The sequence below is a fragment of the Roseobacter insulae genome, from assembly GCF_019375555.1.
GTDB classification, from domain to species: domain Bacteria; phylum Pseudomonadota; class Alphaproteobacteria; order Rhodobacterales; family Rhodobacteraceae; genus Roseobacter; species Roseobacter insulae.
The window spans coordinates 302,564-327,200 of record NZ_JAHXDN010000006.1; the positions used below are offsets into that span (position 1 = coordinate 302,564).

21 protein-coding genes are annotated in these 24,637 nt (G+C 61.8%); 14 read left to right on the plus strand and 7 right to left on the minus strand.

The window, feature by feature from the left end:
- Positions 1-4: 4 nt before the first annotated feature.
- The 5 genes from KX928_RS20670 to KX928_RS20690 all read right to left on the minus strand — a co-directional run bounded on the left by KX928_RS20670 (position 5) and on the right by KX928_RS20690 (position 7,616).
- Positions 5-2,422 (minus strand): aerobic carbon-monoxide dehydrogenase large subunit, encoded by a 2,418-nt coding sequence (locus tag KX928_RS20670; RefSeq protein ID WP_219506448.1) that lies wholly within the window; start codon positions 2,420-2,422, stop codon positions 5-7.
- Positions 2,419-2,913, minus strand: coding sequence for a (2Fe-2S)-binding protein (locus KX928_RS20675; protein WP_219506449.1), 495 nt, complete (start codon positions 2,911-2,913; stop codon positions 2,419-2,421). The genes KX928_RS20670 and KX928_RS20675 overlap by 4 nt, the downstream gene beginning before the upstream one ends.
- 13 nt (positions 2,914-2,926) lie before the next feature.
- Positions 2,927-3,781 carry an FAD binding domain-containing protein gene (locus KX928_RS20680; protein WP_219506450.1) on the minus strand — a complete coding sequence of 285 codons (855 nt, stop codon included), beginning with the start codon at positions 3,779-3,781 and terminating at the stop codon, positions 2,927-2,929.
- A gap of 138 nt (positions 3,782-3,919) precedes the next feature.
- Complete coding sequence (locus KX928_RS20685) at positions 3,920-5,047, minus strand: MHYT domain-containing protein (RefSeq protein WP_219506451.1); 1,128 nt, start codon at positions 5,045-5,047, stop codon at positions 3,920-3,922.
- Between the two features lie 148 nt (positions 5,048-5,195).
- The gene (locus KX928_RS20690; RefSeq protein WP_219506452.1) at positions 5,196-7,616 is read right to left on the minus strand and encodes a GcvT family protein; all 2,421 of its coding nucleotides are present in this window, start codon (positions 7,614-7,616) and stop codon (positions 5,196-5,198) included.
- A 205-nt stretch (positions 7,617-7,821) separates the two neighbouring features.
- Between KX928_RS20690 and KX928_RS20695 the strand changes: the two genes are divergently transcribed.
- On the plus strand, positions 7,822-9,348 hold the full coding sequence (locus tag KX928_RS20695) for a trimethylamine methyltransferase family protein (RefSeq protein ID WP_308342420.1): 1,527 nt from the start codon (positions 7,822-7,824) through the stop codon (positions 9,346-9,348).
- On the opposite strand, the gene KX928_RS20700 is transcribed toward KX928_RS20695, so the two are convergent.
- Positions 9,332-10,318, minus strand: coding sequence for a LysR family transcriptional regulator (locus KX928_RS20700; protein ID WP_219506454.1), 987 nt, complete (start codon positions 10,316-10,318; stop codon positions 9,332-9,334). The two genes, KX928_RS20695 and KX928_RS20700, sit on opposite strands and share 17 nt — an antisense overlap.
- Before the next feature lie 274 nt (positions 10,319-10,592).
- Between KX928_RS20700 and KX928_RS20705 the strand changes: the two genes are divergently transcribed.
- The 6 genes from KX928_RS20705 (at position 10,593) to KX928_RS20730 (ending at position 15,620) form a co-directional block, all read left to right on the plus strand.
- The gene (locus KX928_RS20705; RefSeq protein ID WP_219506455.1) at positions 10,593-11,348 is read left to right on the plus strand and encodes a DeoR/GlpR family DNA-binding transcription regulator; all 756 of its coding nucleotides are present in this window, start codon (positions 10,593-10,595) and stop codon (positions 11,346-11,348) included.
- Positions 11,341-12,468: an MFS transporter gene (locus KX928_RS20710; RefSeq protein ID WP_257883981.1), complete on the plus strand. Its 1,128-nt coding sequence runs from the start codon at positions 11,341-11,343 to the stop codon at positions 12,466-12,468. The genes KX928_RS20705 and KX928_RS20710 overlap by 8 nt, the downstream gene beginning before the upstream one ends.
- A 383-nt stretch (positions 12,469-12,851) precedes the next feature.
- Positions 12,852-13,007, plus strand: a complete 156-nt coding sequence (gene pufB, locus KX928_RS20715) for a light-harvesting antenna LH1, beta subunit (protein ID WP_219506457.1) — start codon at positions 12,852-12,854, stop codon at positions 13,005-13,007.
- Between the two features lie 12 nt (positions 13,008-13,019).
- A complete protein-coding gene (locus KX928_RS20720) occupies positions 13,020-13,373 on the plus strand; it encodes a light-harvesting protein (protein ID WP_219506459.1) in 354 nt (117 codons plus the stop codon).
- Between the two features lie 97 nt (positions 13,374-13,470).
- A complete protein-coding gene (locus KX928_RS20725; RefSeq protein WP_219506461.1) occupies positions 13,471-14,931 on the plus strand; it encodes a PucC family protein in 1,461 nt (486 codons plus the stop codon).
- On the plus strand, positions 14,928-15,620 hold the full coding sequence (locus KX928_RS20730) for a hypothetical protein (RefSeq protein ID WP_219506462.1): 693 nt from the start codon (positions 14,928-14,930) through the stop codon (positions 15,618-15,620). The genes KX928_RS20725 and KX928_RS20730 overlap by 4 nt, the downstream gene beginning before the upstream one ends.
- 417 nt (positions 15,621-16,037) lie before the next feature.
- Here KX928_RS20730 and KX928_RS20735 read toward each other — a convergent pair whose 3' ends face one another.
- Positions 16,038-17,504, minus strand: coding sequence for an aldo/keto reductase (locus KX928_RS20735; protein WP_219506464.1), 1,467 nt, complete (start codon positions 17,502-17,504; stop codon positions 16,038-16,040).
- A 116-nt stretch (positions 17,505-17,620) separates the two neighbouring features.
- On the opposite strand from KX928_RS20735, the gene KX928_RS20740 reads away from it, so the two are divergent.
- From KX928_RS20740 to KX928_RS20770, 7 genes are read left to right on the plus strand one after another with little or no spacing between them, the layout of a single operon-like run.
- Complete coding sequence (locus KX928_RS20740; protein WP_219506466.1) at positions 17,621-17,998, plus strand: TIGR04076 family protein; 378 nt, start codon at positions 17,621-17,623, stop codon at positions 17,996-17,998.
- Entirely contained in the window at positions 17,995-19,071 is a 1,077-nt protein-coding gene (locus tag KX928_RS20745) for an aldo/keto reductase (protein WP_219506468.1), read from the plus strand. Before KX928_RS20740 ends, KX928_RS20745 begins: the two co-directional genes overlap by 4 nt.
- Entirely contained in the window at positions 19,064-19,837 is a 774-nt protein-coding gene (locus KX928_RS20750) for an ABC transporter ATP-binding protein (RefSeq protein WP_219506470.1), read from the plus strand. Before KX928_RS20745 ends, KX928_RS20750 begins: the two co-directional genes overlap by 8 nt.
- Positions 19,830-20,561, plus strand: coding sequence for an ABC transporter ATP-binding protein (locus tag KX928_RS20755; protein WP_219506472.1), 732 nt, complete (start codon positions 19,830-19,832; stop codon positions 20,559-20,561). Before KX928_RS20750 ends, KX928_RS20755 begins: the two co-directional genes overlap by 8 nt.
- Positions 20,558-21,472, plus strand: a complete 915-nt coding sequence (locus KX928_RS20760; protein ID WP_219506474.1) for a branched-chain amino acid ABC transporter permease — start codon at positions 20,558-20,560, stop codon at positions 21,470-21,472. The genes KX928_RS20755 and KX928_RS20760 overlap by 4 nt, the downstream gene beginning before the upstream one ends.
- Positions 21,469-22,425, plus strand: coding sequence for a branched-chain amino acid ABC transporter permease (locus KX928_RS20765; protein WP_219506476.1), 957 nt, complete (start codon positions 21,469-21,471; stop codon positions 22,423-22,425). The genes KX928_RS20760 and KX928_RS20765 overlap by 4 nt, the downstream gene beginning before the upstream one ends.
- Positions 22,426-22,442: 17 nt before the next feature.
- The gene (locus tag KX928_RS20770; RefSeq protein WP_219506478.1) at positions 22,443-23,705 is read left to right on the plus strand and encodes an ABC transporter substrate-binding protein; all 1,263 of its coding nucleotides are present in this window, start codon (positions 22,443-22,445) and stop codon (positions 23,703-23,705) included.
- The last annotated feature ends 932 nt before the right edge of the window (positions 23,706-24,637 follow it).

Here is a 24,637-nt window from a genome sequence, read left to right on the forward strand (position 1 = left end):
CACTTTAGTCGTGCAGGCCCAGATCATTGGCGATCTGCCAGATGCGCCAGTGATCGTGCGGCATATGCGCTTGGCGCAGCCCAAAGGCCCGGAAGGCATCATGCACCGCATTGGAGAACGCCGGAACCCCGCCCACGTTAGGGCTCTCGCCCACACCCTTGGCCCCGATCGGATGGTGCGGCGAGGGCGTTTCGGTGTGATCGGTGACATAATTCGGCGTTTCCCACGCGGTGGGGATGAAGAAATCCATCAACGTGCCGGTTTTGCAATTGCCCAGATCGTCATAGGCGATCTCCTGTCCCATCGCGATGGCCAGGGCTTCGGTCAGGCCGCCGTGTACCTGCCCCTCGATCACCATCGGGTTGATCCGCGTGCCGCAGTCATCCAGCGCGTAGAACTGGCGGATGTCCGTGGTGCCGGTGTCCACGTCCACGTCCATCACGCAGACATAGGCCCCGAAGGGGTAGGTCATGTTCGGCGGGTCATAATAGCTGACCGCTTCCAGCCCCGGCTCGATCCCCGGAATGGCCTGATTATAGGCGGCATAGGCGATCTCTTTCATCGTCTTGAACCGCTCCGGCGCACCCTTAAGGACAAAACGGTCCACATCGAACTCCACGTCATCGTCGTGCACTTCGAGCAGGTAGGCCGCAATCATCTGTGCCTTGGCGCGGATTTTCCGGCCTGCGAGCGCCGTGGCCGCCCCCGCCACCGGGGTGGAGCGCGACCCGTAGGTGCCCAGCCCGTAGGGCGCGGTGTCGGTATCGCCCTCCTCGATGGTGATCGAATCCGCCGGGATACCGGTTTCCGTCGCCAGAATCTGCGCGAAAGTCGTCGCGTGGCCTTGCCCCTGGCTGATGGTGCCAAGCCGCGCGATTGCCGATCCGGTGGGGTGGATCCTGATCTCGCAGCTGTCGAACATGCCCATGCCGAGGATGTCGCAATTCTTGACGGGGCCCGCGCCCACGATCTCGGTGAAGAAGCTCAGCCCGATGCCCATCAGCTTGCGCGTCTCGCCCCGCTTGAAGGCTTCGACACGTTCCGCCTGTTCACGGCGCAGATCGTCATAACCAACGGAGGTCAGCGCCTTGTCCCATGCGGTGTGGTAATCGCCGGAATCGTATTCCCATCCCAAGGCGGACTGATAGGGAAACTGCTCTTTTCTGATGAAATTGATCCGGCGCAGCTCGGCGGCATCCATGTTCAGCTCCATCGCCAGCACTTCGATCATGCGTTCAATGAAATAGGCAGCCTCGGTCACCCGAAAGGAACAGCGATAGGCAACGCCGCCCGGCGCCTTGTTGGTATAGACCCCATCGACCCCGACGTAAGCCACCGGAATGTCATAAGACCCGGTGCAGATGTGAAAGAAGCCCGCGGGGTACTTTGTAGGGTCCGCGCAGGCGTCAAAGGCACCGTGATCCGCCGTTACATGGCAATGCAGACCGGTGATCTTGCCTTCCTTGGTGGCGCTGATCTTGCCTTGCATCCAGTAATCGCGGGCAAAGGCCGTGGCCATCAGGTTTTCCATCCGGTCCTCGACCCATTTGACCGGCAAACCGGTCACGATGGAGGCAACGATGGAGCAGACATACCCGGGGTAGACGCCTACCTTGTTGCCAAAGCCGCCGCCGATGTCGGGGCTGACCACGCGGATGTTGTGCTCCTCGATGCCCGAGAGCAGCGAGGCGACGGTGCGCACCACGTGAGGCGCCTGAAACGTGCCGTAAAGCGTCAGCTTGCCATTCACCTTGTCCATCGAGGCCACCGCCCCGCAGGTTTCCAGCGGGCAGGGGTGGGTACGGTGATAATAGACCATCTCTTCGACAACCACCTCGGCGCTGTCGATCACCTCCTCGGTCGCCGCCTTGTCGCCTTCCTCCCAGAGGAAAATGTGGTTGTGGTGGCGGCGCGGGCCGTGCGCCCCATCCGCCCCATCCTCAAGGTCTTCACGCAACACAGTGTCCGATTTCATCGCCTCGAAGGGATCGGTCAGAACCGGCAGTTCTTCGTAATCCACCTCCACGAGTTCCACCGCATCGGCGGCCACATAACGGTCGCGTGCAACGACAAAGGCCACTTCCTGCCCCTGGAACAGAACCTTGCCATCCGCGAGCACCATCTGCTTGTCGCCTGCGAGCGTCGGCATCCAGTGCAGCGAGAGGGGCTCCAGATCCTTGGCGGTCAGAACAGCGACCACGCCATCGAGCGCCATGGCGGCATCGATATTGATCGATTTGACGCGCGCGTGCGCATAGGGCGAGCGCACGAAGTCGCCGTGCAGCATGCCGGGCAGTTTGATGTCATCGACGTAATTGCCCTTGCCTTGGGTGAACCGCACGTCTTCGACACGTTTGCGCGCCGATCCCAGGCCCTTGAGGTTGGCGACGCGGTCGTCGCGGCTTTCTACTTCGTCTTTCATTCCGCGGCCTCCTGTGCGCCATTCATCTGTGCCGCAGCGGCAAGAATGGATTTCACGATGTTCTGATAGCCGGTGCAGCGGCACAGGTTACCCGCCATGCCGAACCGCACCTCTTCTTCGGTCGGATTGGGATTTTCCTCCAGCAGCTTGTGCGCCCGGGTGATCATGCCCGGTGTGCAGAATCCGCATTGCAGCCCATGGTGCTCGCGGAAGGTTTCCTGCAGTACGTGCAACGCATCCGGGCTGCCCAGCCCTTCGATTGTCGTGATCTCGGCACCATTGGCCTGACCCACGAACATCGTGCAGGATTTGACGGATTTGCCGTTCACGATCACCGTGCAGGCGCCGCAATGCGAGGTTTCGCAACCCACGTGCGGGCCGGTCAGGTTCAGCCGCTCGCGCAGGGCGTAGATCAGCAGTTCCCGAGGTTCGGCGAGGAACTCCTCATCCTGGCCGTTCACAGTCACTTTGATATGCATTTTATCTGGCATCTTGGGTCCTCTACTATGCGCGCGCCCAGGCGCTCTTGATCGCGCGGGTCAGGATCACGCCGGCCACATGGCGCTTGAACTTGACAGGGCCACGGTTGTCTTCGGTGGGATCGATATCGGCGAGCGCTGCGTCCACGGCTGCTTTGATCGCGCTGTCGTCAACGGGCGTGTCTGCCAAGGCCGCCCCTGCGGCAGGTGACCAGACCGGCACGTCGCTCAGGTTGGTCATGGCGATCGAGGCGGCGGCGCATGTGCTGCCCTCCCTGGTCAGTTGCACGGCGGCGGCAGCGGTCGCGTAATCCCCGATCTTGCGCTTTTGCTTTTCGTAGGCGGCGCCGCCCGGTTGCGCGGTGAAGGACACGCAGGTCAGAACCTCTTCATCCGTGCGCGCCGTCATGTAGGCGGCTTCATAGAAATCGCGCGCCGCGACGGTGCGTTCGCCATCCGGACCCACAAGCGTGAACTGCGCGTCCAGACACTGCATCAGCCCGGGCATGTCGTTGCCGGGATCGCCATTTGCCACATTGCCCCCAACCGTGCCCATGTAGCGCACCTGCGGGTCTGCAATCTGCAGCGCCGCTTCCCGCAGAATGGGCGCGGCCGCCGCGAGGCCCTCGTGGTCGATCAGATCGGCCTGCGTGGTCATCGCACCGATGCGAATTTCGCTGCCGTCAATCGTGATGCCGCCGAGCCCGGCGACATCCTGCAGGTCGATCAGATGTGGTATTTCGGCCATGCGCAGCTTCATCATCGGGATCAGGCTGTGCCCGCCCGCCATCACGCGCGCATCATCACCGTGTTCCTCCAGAAGGGCGATCACGCCCGCGATGTCCGTGGGCCGATAATAGTCGAACGGCGCTGGAATCATTGCTTGTCCTCCCTCGTGAGCAATTCGTCTGGCTGAGATAAAGGCTGCCTCGCCAGGCCGACATGCGCTTGCCTAATTCAACGAAAGGGGCGGAAATTTTCACGAAATGCGGCTGAGAGTGCACGAAATGCGAATGGCTCAGACGCCGAGCGCCTCACGGACCGCCTTGAGGTTGGAGCGGCTCACGGGCACGGGCGGCAGGCCGGTGCCGGCAAACCGGCAAAGCCCGTTGTCCTTCAACCGTTCGAAATTCTCGACCCGGGCGGGGTTGATCAGATAGCTGCGATGAACCTTGAGAAACCCGCGGGGGACAAGCCTTTTCGTGGCTTCGGTGATGGGCCAGACGCAGAAATGCTGGGCGTCATCGGTGTAGACATTCGTGTAATGCCCCTCGGCCCTGACAAAAGCGACCTGCGCGGGATCCACGAAAAGCGTGGTACCGTCTTTTTCACAGGGAATCCGCATTGGCAGTGGTGCAACCGGATCGGTCTGCGTCCGGGCGATGCCCTGCGACGGCGCGGCCTGTCTGCCTGTGTCGGATGGCCCGGTCGGCTGCGGCAACAGAAAGGTCACGCTCATCCACAGGAATGCGCCGAAGATCACGAAGCTGGAGAGTATGACACCCAGGGCCAACACCTCGTTGCTCATTACCGGACCCAGCTCATTGAAGGAGGGCACCTGAACGAACCGCGTTCCGGTAATGGCCACGAAATGCACGGCAAATACGGCGATGCCAAAGCAGAGCGTGCCGAAAAGGATGTTCCTGTTGGTTCGGTGGCCATAGGCGATCCAGAAGGCGGCGATGCACAGGACGAAAGCAGAGACAACCGACAGCGCGATACCGACAGGCGTATAGACGGCGCGACACAGTTGCAGACCGGCCATGCCGAGATAATGCATCGACAGGATCCCAAGCGCCACAAGTCCGCCCGCGAGAGTGACGGTTGTCGGGGAGCGGTCCGCAAAATGCAGGATGCTCAGGGCGGCCCCGACGATCAGGATCGCCAGCAGGGCGGATGCGAGTGTGACAGCGGAATCGTAATAGAACTGGATCGGCATCTGCATCCCGAGCATGGCCACGAAATGCATCGACCAGATGCCGCCACCAAGGGCCACCGCGGCCAGCGCAATGGCGAACTTGCGTTGCCTGATTGTTTTCTGCGAAAGGTCTTTCGTCAGCGTCAGCCCGGTAAATCCCGCAACAAGGGCGACGACAAGGGATGCAGCAATCAAACCGGCATTGTGACTAATGGCCAGATAATCCATGGCCCGAGAATGTCGTCAAAAAACCGGCAATGCAACGCGTGATGCATGCTGTTCCTTAATGTTTGATCATGCTTAAGCGCCCACGACCACCGGAGCGGCAGGCGAGACGCGGTCAGGGCTGGCAAAGGCGACGGCGCTTTGCTGCATCTCAGCCCCTGACACGCAGGTTATCGGGGTCATAAGGACCGGTCGCAATGACCTGGCAGGCGACATTGTCCCCCAGCACATCGACCCAAAGGCTCTGGCCGGCCTCAGACAGCTCCGGGTCGATAAAGGCGAGGGCCAGATTGGCGGCCACACGGTGCCCCCAGTCGCCGGATGTCACGGTGCCCACGACCGCGCCACCTGACAGAACGGACGCGCCGCCATGCGCGGGTGCGTCAGCCGTATCGAGATGCAGGGTGACAAGTTTCTTTGCCGGGCCGAGCGCCTTGCGTGCAAGCAGGGCCGTCTTGCCGATGAAATCCGCTTTGTCCAACGTCACAAAGCGGTGCAATCCGGTCTCGAAGGGGTCGAATTCTGTCAGGATGTCCGATTTCCAGTGCAGATATCCTTTTTCAATCCGCATGGACTCCACCGCGCGGCTGCCAAACAGCGTCAACCCATGCGCCTGACCTGCCTGTCGCAGCGCACGGTATGCGGCATAGAGATGCGCATTCGGCACGTGGAGTTCATAGGCGAGTTCGCCCGAAAAGCTGACCGACATCGCCACGGCAGGTGCGATACCGATAAAGCAGTCGCGCACGGCAAGCCATGGAAAGGCCGCCGCAGACCAGTTCGCGCGGCTGACCGATGTCATGACATCGCGGGCTTTCGGACCGGCGAGCACCAGAATGGTGTGTTCGTTGGTGAGCGATTTTATCTGAACGTCGTCGTCGGGACGCAGATGGCTCAGCAACCAGTCCATGTCATGAAACTCTGCCGCGGCAGCGGAGCCATACCAGACACGGCCGTCGGGCAAATTGGCGATTGTCGCTTCGGACTTTAGCATGCCGTCATGGGTAAGCAGATATCCCAGCCCGACCTTGGCAGGCTTGCGCGGCACGCGGCCACAGATCATCCGGTCCAGAAACTCATGCACGCCGTCTCCGGTCAGTTCAAACCTGTTGAACCCGCTTACTTCCGTCAGGCCGACGGCATTCTGCACGGCGGAAACCTCGGCGGCGACAATGTCGAAGACGTTGTTGAACTTGAAGCTGTAGTCTTCGTGGAATGCCGCCTCCGGTTTGATGTACTCCAGCCGTTCCCAGCCGTTCACGACACCAAAAGCGGCCCCTTCGCCCGCCAGAACGGGCGTCAGCGGCGTGGTTTTCATCGGCCGCCCGGCAGGCCGGTGTTCGTGCGGGAAATGAAAGCGGAATTCGTTCTGATAGTCTTCGACCGCCTTCAGGGCGGTCAGCTCCACGTTGGCATGACTGGTAAACCGGCGCGGGTCGATAACCCATGTGTCATAGCAGGCCTCGCCATGCACGATCTGCTGCGCCAGCAACCAGCCGTGGCCACCGCCTTCGCCCAGCCCGGCGCGCAAGCCGATGATGCAATATGCATTGCGTTTGCCCGGGACAGGTCCGACGAGCGGCGCGCCATCGATCGTATAGGTGATCGGGCCGTTGACCACCGTGTGAATGCCTGTCTCCATCAGGGCCGGCATCCGTGCAAACGCACCCTCCAGCACGTCGGTGACGCGGTCCAGATCATCCGGGCAGAGGGCGTTCACGAAATTCGGGTCGATGCCCTCCATGCCCCATGTCTTGCACTGCTGCTCGTAGAACCCCACGAGCAGGCCGTTTTTTTCCTGACGGCAGTAGTAATCGCTGATCGGGCACCGCAGCAGGGGCATCCGGTGGTCCGCGTCACGGATCGCGGGGATCTCCTCGGTCAGGAAGTACTGGTGCTCCATCGACATGACCGGATGGTGCACACCCATCATCGCGCCCACTTCATTCACGCGGTAGCCGCAGGCGTTGACCACGATCTCGGCGCGGATGTCGCCCTTGTCGGTGTGCACCGTCCAGCTGTCATCGGCGTGCTGGTGCAGCCCGGTCACCGGCGTATTGCGATGTACTTCGGCACCCGCCAGCCGCGCGCGCCGCGCCAGTGCCTGACAGAGCTGAGCCGGGTCAATGTCACCGTCCAGCGGATCCCACAAGCCGCCCAACAGGTTGTCCGTCGAGATCAGCGGGTGTCGGCAGGCGCATTCCGCCGCATCGATGATCTCAAAATGCACATCCATGCCCCGCGCCATCGAGGCGAAATGCCGGTACCCGTCCATTTGTTCCGGCGTGTTGGCCAATCGGATCCCGCCATCGGCATGGTGGTAGTTTATCGGGTAGTCAGGATCCTCTGCCAACGCCTTGTAGAGGGCGATGGAATGGGATTTCAGCCCCACCATCGTCTGGTTCATGCCGAAATTGGTCACCTGGGCGGCGGAGTGCCATGTTGTGCCCGAGGTCAACTCGTTGCGCTCCAGCAGCATCACGTCGCTCCAGCCCTCCTGCGTGAGGTGATAGAGCGTTGAACAGCCCGCGATGCCGCCGCCGATCACAACGACGCGCGTTGACGATTTCATGTGAGTCCCCTTGCCACCGGTGTTCTGTTTCCGGGCCAACACATCCGGTCATAGCCTCGCGGGTCAAGCGCGCGCGCGGCTGTTTGAAAATTTTGAAACTGAGTTTCGATTTTCTCTTCAAGGGGCGCGACGTCCTTGTCAGGTTCCGGTCTGTCGCACCACGGTGGAAACCAGGGGCCTGATGCCCGGGCAGGAGTCGATAGCGGTGACGCAGGAAAACACAGCTTCGCGGCGCGCCGGTCGATCCGCCCGGAGGGCCAGGCGTGCCGCGAAACCGGAGGTGAACCCGGCAGCACCCGGCCGCCGGGGCGGCGCCTACAGGCCGCTCTCCGAGCGCGACATGACGGCGATTTTCGACACCAGCCTGAGGCTGCTGGCAGAGCTTGGGATGGGCGAGGTGCCCGATCGTCTGCGCGGCGATCTGGTGCGCGCCGGTGCGCGGTCGCGGCAGGACGGGCGCGTGGTTTTTTCGCGTGCGCTGGCCGAGGATGCGATTGCCCGCGCCGCAGGAAAATTCGTCCTGCACGGTCGGGACCCCGCGCGTTCCATCGAAGTGGGCGGCGACCGCGTCTTCTTTGGCACTGGCGGGGCCGCGGTGCAGACGCTGGACATCGATACCGCCGAATACCGGCCTTCGACCCTGCGGGACCTTCACGATTTCACCCGGCTTCAGGACGTTCTGACCAATGTCAGCTGGTTCACGCGCTGTTGCATTGCCACCGATGTCGCAGACCCGTTCGATCTGGATGTGAACACGGCCTACGCTCTGCTCCGCAACACGACCAAACCGGTTGCAACAGCCTTCACCCACGCCGATCACGTAGCGCCCATCGTCGGGCTGTTCGATCATATCGCCGGTGGTGCCGGGGCATTTTCCAGACGCCCCTTTGTCAAAGCGCATATCAGCCCGGTGATTTCCCCGATGCGCTATGGCGAGGATGCGGTTGATGTCACCTATGCCTGTCTCGCCCACAACATCCCGGTGTCCTGCATCACCGCTGCGCAGTCCGGGGCAACGGCCCCCGCGACCCTTGCCGGGTTTCTCGCGCAATCGCTTGCAGAGACCCTTGCCTCGCTGATGATGGTGGATGCCGTCAAACCGGGCCACCCGCTGGTGTTTTCCAACTGGCCGCTGGTCATTGACCTTCGGACGGGCGCTTTTGCCGGTGGCGGGGGCGAGATCACGGTCCTGAACGCCGCCTCGGCGCAGCTGAGCAATTGGCTGGGGCTGCCGTCCGGGGTTGCTGCCTCGATGACGGATGCCAAGGCGATCGACGCGCAATACGGCGTTGAAAAAGGCATGACGTCGCTGGCGGCCGCGCTGGCGGGGGGCAACCTGATCTACGAAAGCTCTGGCATGACCGCATCGCTGCTGGGGGCGAGTTTCGAGGCCTTTGTGCTCGACGATGAAATGCATTCCGCCACCTACCGGGCGCTGCGTGGAATAGAGGTGACTGAGGAAAATCTCGGCTTTGACGCAATCTGCGAGGCGGTTCTGGGCGAGGGCCATTTCCTGGGCGGTCAGCACACCTACGGCGCGATGGAACGGGACTATTTTTATCCAACCCTCGCAGACCGGAACCCACCCCGGACTTGGCAGGAAGGCGGTGCGCAGGATGCATGGGCGCGGGCGCGCGACACGGCCCGTCGCATCTTGGAGACGCACCATCCGACCTACATAGATGCGGCGCAGGACGCCGCCATTCGAAACGCGTTCAGGATTCTGAGCTGATCTCGGGCGCGTCCAGAAGCGTGAGCTTGCCGCGCAACCATGGAAGGCCGTGCGTGGCGGGCATCACCATATGCTGGTCGATCAGGGAGCGCATGCTGGTCCAGATGACGCGCGATGTGGCGGGCGCAAAATCGGTGCGCGTGAACACCGATATGTAGCGCGCGAATTCCTTGCCGGGAAAGGGCAGCAGGCGGATCCGGTCCCTGAACCTGCTGGCGCGGATGAAATTTGTCGGCGTGGTAATCGCCCATCCGGTACCTTCCGCGATCATGCCCATCAGGGATTGGTTGCTCTCGAACTGGAACCGCCCCGGCAGATCGATCCGCAACCGGCGCAGATGCGCGGTGATCTGGCCGCCGATGATCTGTTCATCGCTGTAGCGCAGGAACGGCAGGGCGGTCTGCCCGTTGATGTAACTGTCAGGATCCATGCTCGCGCCCATCGGCAGCGCCAGCACGAAAGGATCCCGCAGCAGGGGGTGTGCGCGCAGCCCGTCAGGATCCGTCTGCGGCTGCGTGGCAATGCCGACATCCACAGAACGACCGCTGAGAAGAGACAGGATTTCATGGCTGGGCCGGGTGAGATGCGTGAAGGCGCACGATGGCATGACCTTTGCCAGAAGCGTCGCAAGTTCAGGGGCAATCTGGCTGTCGAAATCTTCGATAAGGGCAAGGCGCAGACTGCGCACGTCCGACAACCGGCCCGACAACGCTTCGGTTTCCGCCTTGTGCAGAAGGGCCAGGGCCTGTTCGATGTAGCCGAGGAAAGCCGTACCCTCCGCCGTCAGAACCATCGGGCGGCGTGTATGGTCAAGCAGACGGACACCAAGGGTACTCTCAAGCTTGCTCAGGTGATGAGACACCGTGCCGATCGACAGCCCGCTGTCCCGCGCCACCGACTGGACGTGGCCCGCCCGCGCGGTTTCGCGAAAGATTTCCAGCGACTTCAGGCTGAGGTTGGAGCGATGCATAGGGCCTCGGAAAACGCGCTGACCAGTGCCACGGTATCAAGACCGCCGCGGATATCAACAAGATTAAAAGTTACTTTTGATAAATCTGCGTGGGCGCGGCCTGTCGCTTGTGGGACGACGGTGCTCCAGGGGAGTGGCAGCAGAGCGTGATGGCACCAAGACACGTACCCTGGTGGAGCGGTGAAGACCGACACCAACCACGCGTGTGCTTTACGGTTGGCAGACCGAATATGCAATGTTATGCAGGTTTCTGCAAGAAAGTGCAGGATTGGCGATGGGCCTGAATATCCCCGACACCCGGCAGCGCAATCTCCAGCAGCGGTTGGCGGCGGGTGCCCATATCGTCGCGGCCGAGATTGCCGAAGAGTTCGGGATCTCGATTGACACCGCGCGCAGGGATCTGATCGCGCTGGAGCGTGCAGGGCAGGCACACCGGGTGCGTGGCGGTGCGGTCCCCATCTTGCACCCGGCTGAGCCGATGCAGGAAAAAATCCTCGCCTGCAAGACACCTCCGCGCGCGATGGTCCATGCCGCGCTGGATGTCGTGGCAGGGTGCAAGACGCTCATTCTGGACGGTGGCTCCACGGTGCTTGCCCTTGCGCGCGCCCTGCAACCTGCCGCTGATTTGCTGGTCGTGACGCCCTCGCCATGGGCGGCCCTCGCCTGTCTGCAGAATGGCGTCGAGGTGCATATGCTTGGCGGGCGGCTCAGCGCGCGTGGCGGCATCAATGTGGGCGCGGAATGTGAAGAGCAACTCGCCGGTATCGCGGCGGAGGTCGCCGTTATCGGAGTCTGCGGGCTTGATGATGAATTCGGCGTCAGTTCGGATGATTGCGGCGAGGCGCGGGTCAAAAAAGCAATGGCGCAGGCGGCGACGCGCAGGCTGGTGCTTGCGGATGCCCAAAAGATCGGAACGCGCGCGCGCCATCGCACTCTGGTGCCGGCGGCGGTCTCTCACCTGATCACCGATGCCATGCCACGGGCCTGCGACGGGTTCCGCGCACAGGGGATCGAAATCACACATGTCTGACATAAGAACCCCCTGGGTTGCGGTGTCCGCGATGTTTGTCCTGAACGGGGCGCTGTTCGGCATCTGGGCGTCACGCGTGCCGGCGGTCGCCGAAAAGATCGGCCTCTCTCACACCGAGCTTGGCATTTTGCTGCTGGCGCTGGCGGCGGGCGCCGTGTGTTCGTTTCCGATTGCAGGCAAGGCCGTCGATCGTGTCGGCGCTGTGAAGGTCACAAAACTGATCGCGGTTGCTTACCCGGTGTCCCTGATCTTGATGTCTCTTGCGCCCACCTATGCGACACTTGGCGCGACCCTCTTTCTGTTCGGTGCCGCGCATGGCGCGATGGACGTGGCCATGAACAGCTGGGGCGCGGAGGTGGAGCGCCGCGTGGGTCGGCGCATGATGTCATCCTTTCATGCGATGTGGAGCCTTGGCGCAGGCCTCGGGGCGCTGAGCGGCTATGTTGCGGTGCAGTTGGGGGCAGGTCTTTTCTCACATTTCCTGATCTCGTCCGCCCTGATCTCGGCGGTTACACTTTATGCGGCGCATATCCCGTGGGTATCGCAATCCATTGTGCAGACCGACGCGCCGGTCTTTGCGTTTCCCTCGGGGATACTGGTGCTGGTGGGCGTGCTGGCCTTCTGCGCCGCCCTCGGCGAGGGGGCCGTGGCTGACTGGGGGGCTGTCTATCTGCGTGACGTGGTTGGCACCAGTGAAAGCACGGCCGCCCTTGGCTATACGGTTTTTTCAGCGGCCATGGTTGTCATCCGTCTTTTGGGCGACAGGATCACGACGCATCTCGGACCGGTGGTTGCGGCGCGGTTCGGGGGGGCATTCGCCCTTGCGGGGGTGGTGTGCGTCATTCTGACCGCCCCCGTCGAGGTGGTGCTTTTCGGCTTTGCGCTCATGGGTATCGGATATGCCGTCATCATGCCGCTCGCCTTCAGCCGGGCCGCAAACGACCCGACGATACCGGCAGGTCAGGCGATTTCGAGTGTTGCGACCCTTGGGTACGGTGGCATGCTGCTGGGTCCACCCGTGATCGGGTTTGTTGCCGGTCTCAGCACTCTGCCCGTCGCCTTCGGGCTTCTGGCCGCGCTTGCCGGCGTGATCATCTTTGTCGCTGGGTCGCTGCGGTGACCCCGCACCCTTCCCAAGCCGTGATGTCGGAAGGCCCGGTGGCAGCGGGCAATGGCGGCCATTGACCCGGCTGCGGCGGCGGTTGCTCCGACCGCTTTCCACGACTTCCGGCGTGGAAACTGTGCACCGCAGGCGCCCGTGGCGATCTGAACGGCCAGCCCGCGCCTTGGATTTTCATGCGGGTGGCCCTGCGAATAGGGCGGATCAAGGACGCAAATTTATGCGCTATATTGCCGGATAAACACCTGTCAACTTGAATTTACACTTGAGAATGTAATTGTAACGTGACACATTGTCGCTTACGGTGCGCGTTCTTTGTAAGGTGGTCGGGCTGGCAAAGTGTCTAGCCACAGTTGCTTACGTCAAAAAGCGGAGGACGAAATATGGCGGACAGTGAGGACAAAGTTTGGCCAACCGGCTTGACTCTCGAAGAGGCAGAAGAGGTACACAGCTATCTCATTGACGGAACGCGCGTTTTTGGCGTGATTGCGTTGCTTGCCCATATATTGGTCGCGGTCGCGACCCCGTGGCTGGGATAGGGGAGGCGCGTCATGAACAATGCAAAGATGTGGCTCGTCGTGAAGCCGACCGTCGGTGTGCCGCTGTTTCTCAGCGCGGTCGCCATTGGATCATTCGCCGTGCATGTTGCGGTGCTCAGCAATACCACGTGGGTTTCGGACTTCCTGTCCGGGAACGAGTTGGGTTCGGGCGCGCAGTCGGCCTCGGCGACAATACTGGCTGACCCCGACACAGCAAAGGCGTCCTACGTTGCGCCAACACCGGATGGCGCACGTGAAGTGACGATCATCATGTCGGATGGAACCCCGGTCAAGGCCATCCTGCAGCCGCCCGAGATACATGCAACCTCGGGTTCAGCTGAAACCTACTCGGTCATAACGCAATAGCAAAAAGGGCCCGCGTCGTTTGCACGGCGGGCCCTTTTTCGAAAACCGCAGAACGTGCGCCGCGCTGCGAGCGGCGCGCGCGGGGATTGGTCAAAGCATGTTTGATTATCGTGCATTCGCCACGCGCAAGTTGGCGGCTCTCGGGCCCAAGTACCTGCCGTTCGCCGATGTGGCCACCGACGAGGTGCCGCTTGCCCGACTGCTGCGATTGTCCCTGTTTCAGATCACCGTGGGCATGGCGCTGGTACTCGTTGTCGGAACGCTCAATCGCGTGATGATCGTGGAACTGGCTGTGCCCGCGACGCTTGTGGCTGTGATGCTCGCGCTGCCGCTGGTCTTTGCACCCTTCCGGACCCTGATAGGCTTCAAATCCGACGTGCATGTGTCGGCGCTCGGCCTGCGCCGGGTGCCCTACATCTGGAAGGGTACGCTCTACCAGTTTGGCGGATTCGCCATCATGCCGTTTTCTTTGCTTGTGCTGTCCGGCTACGGCGACGCAATCGATGCGCCGCGGTGGATCGGATATAGTTCGGCGGCGCTGTCCTTCCTGCTGGTCGGGGCGGGCGTCCATATCGTCCAGACCGTCGGGCTGGCGCTTGCGACCGATCTGGTGGCGGAGGAGGACCAGCCAAAGGTCGTGGGCCTGATGTATGTCATGCTGCTTGTCGGCATGGTGGTCAGCGCGCTTGTCTTCGGCACCCTTTTGGAAAACTATTCGCCGGGCCGGCTGATACAGGTCATTCAGGGCGCGGCGGTTGTTACGGTCGCGTTGAACCTCCTGGCCATGTGGCAGCAGGAAGCGCGGGACAGGACCCGCGCGCGCGCCATGAAGGATATGCGCCCGAGCTCTTTCGGTGATGCCTGGGCTGGTCTCATTCACCGGCCGGGGATGATGCGCCTGCTCATCGTGATCGGTCTGGGGACCTTCGGCTTCGGTATGGCAGATGTGCTGCTCGAACCCTATGGCGGGCAGGTGTTGGGCCTTTCCGTCGCCAGCACGACAAAGCTGACGGCGCTTTTCGCGGCAGGCACGCTTATCGGATTCGCCCTGGCGTCAAAGGGGCTGGGGCAGGGGGGATCGCCCGCGAGATATGCAATTACCGGCGCGCTGGTCGGGATGCCGGCTTTCGGAGCGATCATCCTGTCGTCGCTGGGGGCTGGTATCCCGGTTTTCCTGGCGGGGACCTTTTCAACGGGCCTGGGGGCCGGGCTGTTCGGCCACGCGACCCTGACGGCAACACTCCGTGCGGCGCCCGCTGACCGGATCGGTCTTGCTCTGGGGGCCTGGGGGGCCGTTCAGGCCACCGCCGCAGGCATTGGTATCGCGTTGGCGGGAATTGTACGCGATCTGATCGTGGGATTGCAGCACATCGCTGGAAATGCCCCTCAGACGCCCTATAATTTTGTTTTCGCGATCGAGGTTATTTTCCTCGCGTCGGCAATCGTTATCGCGTGGCCGATCGTGGGGCAGCGATCCGGCAGACCGCAACAACCGCAGGCACATCTGGGTCATATCGACCCCTCTGAGACGCATTCAAACCCGGTGGAGGTACCATGACAACAGTCATCACACGTTTGTTCGAAGACGAAGAAACAGCACGCTACGTGGCCGAAAAGATTGTTTTTCTCGGTGTTCCGGGGCGGGCGGTCTCTGTTATCACCAAGGACAGTGCGGCGGATGCGGATGCGCTGAAGTCTAAAATGACGCGGGCGCAGGTCCACGAAAGCGCGATAGATACGTACGCAAAGCACGTGCAACAGGGTAAGGCGCTGGTGGCGGTCCGGGCCACCTATAAACCGCTGATGGCGGCGACCAAGGTACGCGAGTCGATGGCAAAACGCGACACCGTGGATGTTGGAGATGTGGTGGATGATTATTACATGGCAGACGGTCCGGAACCAACGCCCAGCGTATTGAAGGAACACCCGCATTTCCTGACCGTACGGATCGACAAGACAGGGTACGAAGGCGCGCCGATCTCGCGCGGCCTGGGCATCCGGTTGCTGAGCGCGCGCAAGAAGCGGGACTCGGCGATCCGTGGTGGCGGGTTCAAATCGCGGGTTTTCTGGCCGATGCCGCTGTTGTCCACCAAACCCCGCAAGTCATCGGTGATCAGCGGTGGCCGCTTCGTGTCGCAGTCATTCTGGCCCATGCCCCTGTTGTCGCGAAAGCCCCGGTCCAACTCGGTGATCCGCGGGGGGGATTTGCCCTTGTCGCGTGCTTTGGGGTGGCCGCCTGTAAGCTGACGGACACCCGGAGCACCGCATCCGGTTCATCCTGGTGTCCTTGACCGCGAAAGGTGAACGTTCCGAACCTGACAGGCTTTGCAGATCGGTGCGGAGCCCGGCCCTCAGCTTGTGAAACTGTTGCCGCGCGGGCGGTCTCGTCCAGCCGGGCACCCCTGATGCATTGAAACGCCTCAGGTACGCGCGATGAGGTTCTCTTCACCGAGACGCCGAGAAAACCCGGCGCTGATCTGACCTGAGTGCCGATCTGCCAGCAACGGTGACGAAAAGGCCGCATGTGACACACCTGCGGTGGCCTCCATCCACGCCAGGGGCGGTCTGACATGATGTCGCCGACCTCGACGAATGCCATCTGACTGCCGGAGCAGGGGCTGTGTCTTTAAAGTTCGCACGGCCGTGAGACGGCGGACATCGGGGTCAGGGTGCCAGAATCGCCTCCGCCTCGATCTCGACCCGATATCCATCGATGAGACCTGCAACGACGACCAGCGTATTGGCGGGCTTGATTGTGCCGAAGACGCGCCCGTGCGCCCGGGAGACAGCTTCGACATCGGCCTCGTCGACGATGTAGATGCGTGTGCGCACGACATCTTCGGCGGTGGCTCCCAAAGCGGCCAGCGCGGCCAGTATCTTGTCGATAACAAAGGTCGTTTGCGCGCCTGCATCCTCCCTTGCAACAATCCGGTCTGCACCTGCCGTGGCAGTCGTGCCGGAGACAAGGATGCGGTCGCCAACCCGTTGCGCCCGGGCGTAGCCGGCGATGTCTTCCCACCGTGATCCGCTCAGGACCTGCTGGCCGTCTTTCCGGTGCGGGGATTGTGTCGCAACGTGGGGCAAGGGGAGTGCGTCAAGATGGTGGGTCAGATCGCCCGACGCGGTCAGAAACGGCGGGCGGCGGTATTCATCGCCGCAATCGCCCGGGACCTCTCCGGTACTGCCGAAAGCCTCCGTCAGACGCGCGTGATCCTCTGCATCGAGCGTGAAGGAAAACAGGCGCAGATTGTCTTCAGCATGGCTCCGTTCGCCCAGGCGCGCGCCGACGATCACGCCAGCGACAGCCGGATGATCCAACACCCATCGCGTCGCGATGTTCGGGATGGACACGCCGTGCTTTTGTGCAATCTCCCCAGCCGCAGCCAGGATGCCCTGAAAGCCGCCCCAACCACCGGTCACGTCAATGAAGCGCTTGTACTTCATCTTGGACCAGTCCGCGATGTCCTGTGGTTCGGGTTTGCCCAGCCAGCGTTCGGACAGAAACCCGCCGCACAGCGTTCCATACGCCAGAAGCCTGACGTTGGTACGCGCGCAAAGATCGGACAGTTGGTGGGCGGCGCGGCGGTCCAGCAGCGAAAACGAGACCTGATCGGTCAGCAGCGGCACGCCGTCGGACAGGGCAAGTTGCAAATGCGCGGCATCGAAATTGGTGACGCCCACCTCTGCGATAAGCCCTTCCTCGCGCAAAAGCGCCAGTTCATGCAGGGCGTCAAGCCAGGCGGGATGCTGAAAGCTCCACCAGTGAAATTGCAGCAGATCCACCTGATCGACGCCAAGTCTGCGCAAGCGGTCTTCAACACCCGAACGGACCACATCCGCCGTCATTGGGCCGGGCGCGGGGCACCATTTCGTGAAGGCCAGCGCGCGCGGGGCTTTGCTGCGCGCCAGGAGATTTCCGGCAATGATTTCGGCGCTGCCGTAGTGGTCCGCCATGTCGAAGGTATCAAAACCATGGCGGGCGTAGGCCTCCAGCCAATCGCCCCCGGTGTCAGGGTCGATAGTCGCCCCGTCCTTTTCGATGTCCGCGACTTGCCACAGGCCGGTCAGGACGCGCGATATGTTCAAACTATCCGAAAGCTGAAAACGCTCCGGGGCGCGTGGGTCTGTCATGAAGGCTCCCGTCTTTCGGTGCTGTTCGGCAAATGGCACTTGAGCACCGCGCCATATCCGATAACCTCGTCCAGATAAGACCAAGCGTTGGCGTCAGTCCAGCGGAAAGGACGGGGATGCAAGAGGGTACGGAGAGCCGGGGCTTCTGGCTCTATGATCTGAAGGTGGAGACGGTCCTTGACGGCCGCACCCCTGTCTGTCGCCATATCGAAGGCGAGAGTTTTCTGGTCGAGGGGGAGACATTGGTGTTCGAGCCCGGCACACGTGTGTCGATGTATGCGCTGACTGCTCTGATGCCGCTTTTGCCTGCCAAACAGCGCATGACCGATCCCAATGACTGGATCAGCACCGATGCCGAGGTGGCCTGTCCCGATCCGCATTGCGGCGGGCGGTTCAGGATCACGCGGCTTGACAAGCGCTGGTTTACCCACGCCGCAACAACCGGACAGCCGGAGGCCCGGGGCACACCTTACTGGCAGGAGGACAGCGCGTGACCGTGCACACCGCGGACCTGCGGCCGGGCTACGCCATCTCGCGGGTGATCAAGGGCGGCTGGCAACTGGCTGGCGACCATGGGCCGGTGGACCGGGCGGAGGCTGTGCGCGATATGGAAGCCTTTCTGGATGCGGGCATCACCACCTTCGACTGCGCGGATATCTATGTTGGTGTCGAAGAGATGATCGGCGATTTCATCGGCGATCTGCGTCGTCGCCGTGGCGCTGAGGTTGCTGACCGTGTGAAGGTTCACACGAAACTGGTGCCGGATCTGGGCTTGCTGGAAAACATCAAGCCCGAACAGGTCGAGGCGATCATCGACCGGTCGCTCAAGCGCCTTCAGGTGGCGCAACTGCATCTGGTGCAATTCTACTGGTGGGATTTGACGCTTGGCGACCCGCTGGTCGGGCTGGATGTCCTGAAACGCTGTCAGGAGAAGGGCAAGGTGGCGCATCTGGGCGTGACAAACTGGGACGTGGCAGAGACACAGCCGTTCCTGGCGGCCGGGTTCGATGTGATATCGACCCAGGTGCAGTATTCCCTTCTTGATCGCCGACCCGAGAACGGCCTGACCAGATGGGCCCATGCTCAGGATATGCAGCTTCTGTGTTATGGCACATTGGCGGGCGGCTTTCTGACCGAGCGCTGGCTCGGGGCGGAAGACCCCGGCTTTACCTTCGAGAACCGCAGCCTGATCAAATACCGGCTGATCATCGATGAATTCGGCCCATGGAAGAGGTTTCAGCACCTGCTCGCCGTCTTGAAGTCGGTCGGCGACAAGCATGGCGTGTCGCTCTCATCCGTGGCCACGCGCTGGGTGCTGGAGCGGCCGCAGGTTGGTGCCGCCATCGTCGGCGCGCGCTATGCACGTCACCTTCCACGAACGCTGGAAGTCTTTGGATTCGCGCTGGATGCCGAGGACGAGGCTGCCATTGATGCTGTGCTGCAGAAGGCTCCGGGGCCGCAGGGGGCCGTCTTCGGCCTGGAACGCGACAGGGGCGGCCGGCATGGGCGGATCATGAAATACAACCTCAACACGCGGCCCGACGACAAGGTGCTGGGGCGTGGCTGACCCGATCCTTGCAACCGATGGTCTCGGCCTCAGCTTTGGCACGCTGAAGGCGGTGGATGCCGTATCCCTGAAGGTGCGGCGTGGCGCGATGACCGGGCTCATCGGGCCGAACGGTGCGGGCAAGTCAACGCTGTTCAATCTGCTGACCGGGGCGTTGAAACCCGATGCCGGCACCGTGCGGTTCGACGGGCAGAACATCACCGGCATGCCTTCCGACAGGCTCTTCGCGCTTGGGCTGGGCCGGACTTTTCAGATCCCGCGGCCCTTTGCGCGAATGAGCGTGTTGGAAAACGTCATGCTTGCCCCGAAAGGCCAGATCGGCGAGGCCATCGCCGGGCCCTTCCTGTTCCGGGGACGGATGCAGGCGCAAGAGCGCGATATTCGGAACAAGGCGCTGGAAGTGCTGGATTTTGTCACGCTGGATGCCTTGGCGGATCACCCGGCGGGGCAGATCTCGGGCGGTCAGATGAAACTGCTTGAGCTTGCTCGGGTCCTGATGGGCGATCCGAAACTGATCTTGCTGGACGAACCGGCGGCGGGTGTGAACCCGGTGCTGACAGAGACGCTGATCGGCAAGATCGAGGAACTGAACCGGCAAGGCACGACATTCGTGATCATCGAGCATGATATGGACTTCGTCATGCGTCATTGTGACCCCGTCATCGCGCTTGCGGAGGGCCGGGTGATCTTCGAAGGCACCAGTGACGCGGCCCTGACAAATCCGATGCTGCTGGATGCTTATCTCGGGGCGACAACGGATGAGTGAGGCGATCCTGGAGGCCTATGCTGTCACGGCGGGGTATGTGCCCGACCTGCCGATCCTGAGAGACGTGTCTGTGACCGTGCAGCCTGGGCAAATCACGCTGATCATCGGTCCGAACGGGGCTGGAAAATCAACGCTCATCAAGGCGATCGCCGGGCTGCTGCCGGTCAGCGGAGGTCACATCACTTTTGCCGGCAGGGACATCACCGGCATCCGCACCGATCAACTCTCTGCCCACGGCATCGCCTATGTTCCGCAAACCGATAACATCTTTCGCAGCCTGACGATCCGGCAGAACCTCGACCTTGCGCTACGGCGTGCGGGCAGCGAGGCGGCGGCGAGGATGGGGCTCCTTTTTGACCAGTTTCCGGCGCTCGCCGCCAAGCAGCGGGACAAGGCGGGCACCCTTTCGGGCGGGCAACGCCAGTTTCTCGCGATCGCCATGGCGCTGGCCACCGGCCCCAGGCTGATCCTGATGGACGAACCGTCGGCAGGGTTGTCCCCGAAGGCGGCACAAGAGGTGCTGGAACATGCCCGCGCGCTCACGGCCCGGGGCGTTTCGATCCTGCTGGTCGAACAGAACGTCAATCAGGCGCTGCGCCTGGCCGATCACTGCTTCATTCTTGCGGAAGGACGCAATCAGATAGACGGACCGGCGGAGGATCTGCGGGACAACAAGGTCGTTGGCGAGATCTATCTTGGAAACAGACGGGTCGGGGCCGCATGATCCAGCACCTGATCGACGGTGTCCTGACCGGATCCTACCTCTCGCTCGGTGCAATCGGGCTGACGCTGGTCATGCACATTCTGCGGTTTGCCAATTTTTCACATGCCGAGTTGTTGTCTTTGGGGGCCTATGTTGCTCTGGTTTGCGATGCGCTGGTGTCGGCACTGGCGCCTTTTCTCGCGGTCAAGCTGGCGCCGCTGTCTCTGACCGGGTCGCTGATTTTGGCGATTATCGTCTCCATGATCGTGACCGGCTTATCGGCCCTGCTGATGGACCGGCTGGTTTTTAAACGCGTGCGGGAAAAGGGGCAGGAACTCTCGATGGTTTTCGCGAGTTTCGGCATGGCGCTGATCATCCGCAATGTCATCGGTCTGATCTTCGGACTCAGTCCAGAGCTTTATTCCCGCGACATCGCCTTCGCAACGATCCTCAGCCGTGACCCGCTGATCCTGGTCAAGCCTGATCAGGTATTTGTGCTCATCGCGGCACTGCTGTTGATGTTCATCCTGCACCTGATCCTGTCACGCACGACCTTCGGATATGCGCTGCGGGCCGTGGCCGAAAACGCGACGCTGGCACAGGTCAACGGCGTCAACCTTCAGCGCACGATCATGGCGGTCTGGCTGATCGGCGGCGGGCTGGCGGCGGTCGCGGGGGTGTTCTACGGCATCAGCCACCAGCTGATCCCGGTCATGGGGCGCGATCTGGTCCTGCCAATCTTTGCGGCCACGATTGTGGGCGGCATCGGCAGCGTCTACGGCGCGGTGCTCGGGGGGTTCATCGTCGGCATTGCCGGTAATCTGGCGCTGGTCGTGCTGCCCTCTGGCTACACGCCATCGGTGCCCTTACTGATGATCCTCGCGGTTCTGATGATCCGACCGCACGGGTTGTTCGGAGAAGCACGCATGTGATTGGTGTTATCTCATATCTTGTTTTCTTCGCCACGACGGCGTCGATCCTGGCGATCGCGGTTCTCGGGCTGAACCTGCAATGGGGCAATACGGGCCTCTTCAACGGGGGTGTTGTTGCCTTCTTCGGTGCGGGCGCCTACGGCACGCTGATCCTTGGCGGGACAGCGCAGACCGGCCATCTTGGCGGTTATGGCGTCATTTATCCGCTGGCCCTTCTTGGCGGTATGGCGATGGCCGGTCTGATGGCGTGGATTGTCGGGTTGCTGACGTTGCGGCTGCGCCACGACTACCTTGCCATTGCAACCTTTGGTGTCGCCGTTGCCTTCGAGAACCTGATGCGCAACGCTGAATGGCTGGCGGGCGGCGCAAAGGGCGTGCGTGGGTTCGAGCGGCCGCTGCGCGCCGCGCTTGGCGACGGATTTGTTTACAACCTCTTCTTCTTTGCGGTCGTCCTGCTGGTCCTGATCGCCACATATGTGTTCCTGCAACGTCTTGTCGTCTCGCCCTTTGGCCGCTTGCTCCGGGCCATCCGTGAGGATGAAGAAGCCGCGCAATCACTGGGCAAGAACCCTGCAAGAGTTCGGCTGGTGGCTTTCGTGACAGGGTCGGTCATCCTCGGGTTGGCCGGCGGTCTGTACGGTACGTTCTATGCCTTCGTCAGCCCTCAGGATGTTCTGCCGACACTGACCTTCCAGATCTGGGCGATGCTGATTGTCGGCGGTGCCGGCAACAACCGCGGCGCGATCTTCGGCGCGTTCCTGATCTGGGGCGCGTGGACCGCTTCGGGATGGGCGCTGTCGCGATTTGCGCCGGTGGAGGTACAGCTTTACACTGGCTCGGTTCAATTCATACTGATCGGATCGGTTATCGTCGGAATGCTCATGTGGCGGCCCCAGGGATTTTTGCCAGAGCGTCTTGTCGTATCACACAAGGGGACGACCCAAACAGAGTAACAGGGAGAATTATGACCATGCCTACCACCAGAGTTTCGAGGACATTAAGCTTGCTTGCCCTTGGGTTCAGCGCCCTTTCAGGGGCCGCCCATGCGCAGGATTGCACAACCAAGATCGGAGCTGTGCTGCCGACGTCGGTCGACTGGGGCCGTCCCATTGCCGAAACGGCGCAGTTCGCCGTCGATCAGGTCAATGCCGCCGGCGGGGCGGCGGGCTGCCAGATCGAGATGGTTCTGCGGGATACGCAAGTCGATCCGAAAGTCGGCGTCGATGCTGCCAAGGCCCTGGTGGATCTGGAGGGCGTAAAGGTTCTGCTGGGGGCCGTGTCCTCGGGCGTGTCCATGCCGATCCTGACCTCGGTCACCGTACCCAGCGGTGTCATGCAGATGTCGTGCTGTTCGTCATCGACCGCCTTCACCGGCCTGTCGGAAGAGGGCAAGACGAAAGGGCTGTGGTATCGCACCTTTGCCACCACCGGTGTGCAATCGGCGGTGGGGGCGAAAGTCGCAGCAGACAAGGGCTACAAGACGGTCGCAATACTCTACAAGAACGATGACTGGGGGCAGGATATGGCCCGTCTGATCGCCGCTGATTTCGCAGCCGTCGGCGTTGAAGTGACGGCATCAGTGGCCATCAACGATGCGCAACCCAACTACCGCGCCGAGGTCACGGATGCTTTGTCCGGCCAGCCCGAAGCGCTCTATCTCGCGCTCTATCCCGCGGAAGGCACAGCTGCCGTGCGCGAATGGCTGTCGCTGGGCGGCACGCAGAATATGATCCTTGCCAATTCGCTGAAGTCAGATGAATTCCGTGACAACGTCGGTCTGCAGTATCTCGGCTCAGCGCTTGGCACGGACACCGCCTCGCCTCGGTCGGAGAGTGCCGATGCGTTCCGAGCGGCCTACCAGGAGCGTTTCGGCTCCGAGCCAAACGGGCCCGGCCTTGCCAACAGCTATGATGCGGCAATGCTGGCACTTCTGGCCATGGAAGCCGCTGGCAAGGACGCATCTGGTGCGGACGTGGCTGCGGCCATGTCCCGGGTGACAGACCCGAATGGCACGCCGGTCAGCGCCGACACGTCCGGATTTGCCGCCGCAAAAGAGCTGCTTGCCGGGGGCGGGACGGTGATGTTCCAGGGTGCGACGGGCAATGTCCGCTTTGATGCGAACGGCGATGTCTCTGCACCGGCGGTTGTCTGGTCCTTCTCCGAGGGCGGCACGCAAGAGGTCCAGTACATGTCCCTGAACGACGTCGACGCGTTTATGGCCTCCCTGAATTAGGGCGCGTCACGCCGGATCAGCAGGAGCCGTTTCATCCGAAGGCCGCCCAGGTTGGGCGGCCTTTTCCTTTGGTTGTGTGTAGATGTTGCACCTTAAGGTGGATGTCCGCTGAGCTTTATGGCCGGTTGGTCCGGATGAACGGGGGTGCAAGGATCAAAGGCGCGCCAGCGGGACCAGAGCCACGCGCAAGCTGCAACGTAAGTGAAGCGAGCATGGCGAAGACCCACCCTTTGATCCGCGCTCGGGGCTGTAGCCCCAAGCAGCAATCCAACGGGCTGAACCGTTTGGTCTCCATGAAGTGGTCTGGGGTCTTGGGGGCAGGAACGCCCTCATGTCGATGGGTGCAGGGAGAGTGAAATCTCCTTGCTCGGGTTCAGCGTCGATTACGTTGACGGCATTCAATCCGCGCAGGGTTGGTCTATGGGGTGTTGGGGAGAGATGACATCTCCCCAACGAGGGATCAAACACCGATATGTTTGCATGGTCATGGGAAGGCTCAACGCCGCATCACGGCCATCAGCTTTGGGGGATAAAACGGGGGAGCGCAGCAGCCCCTTTTTAAAGACGTGTGGTACTACCACACACATCTTGCGATTACTCTGAAATCGGAAGGTGCCCGAAGGGTCGCAGCGGAAACGGGTCATCGACCCACATCTCGCGATTACTCTGAAATCGAAAAATGACCTTAAGGCTGCAGCGTTTTAGTGTCACTTACCCCTATCTCATCGAAATACTCAGTTGCTGGGGCTTACCGATGAAGTTGCGGTACAAACGCCTTTTCAATATGCATTCAGCCGTCTGTTTGATATCAATTCTGTTCTGTAGAGCTAGCTAGCGATGAAAGCTCCATTTCCAGTGTTTTGATGTTTGATTGGCATTGTCTAACGTCAGCGCCAATGGGACAGATTAGGTCGATTTGATAAGAGAGGGTT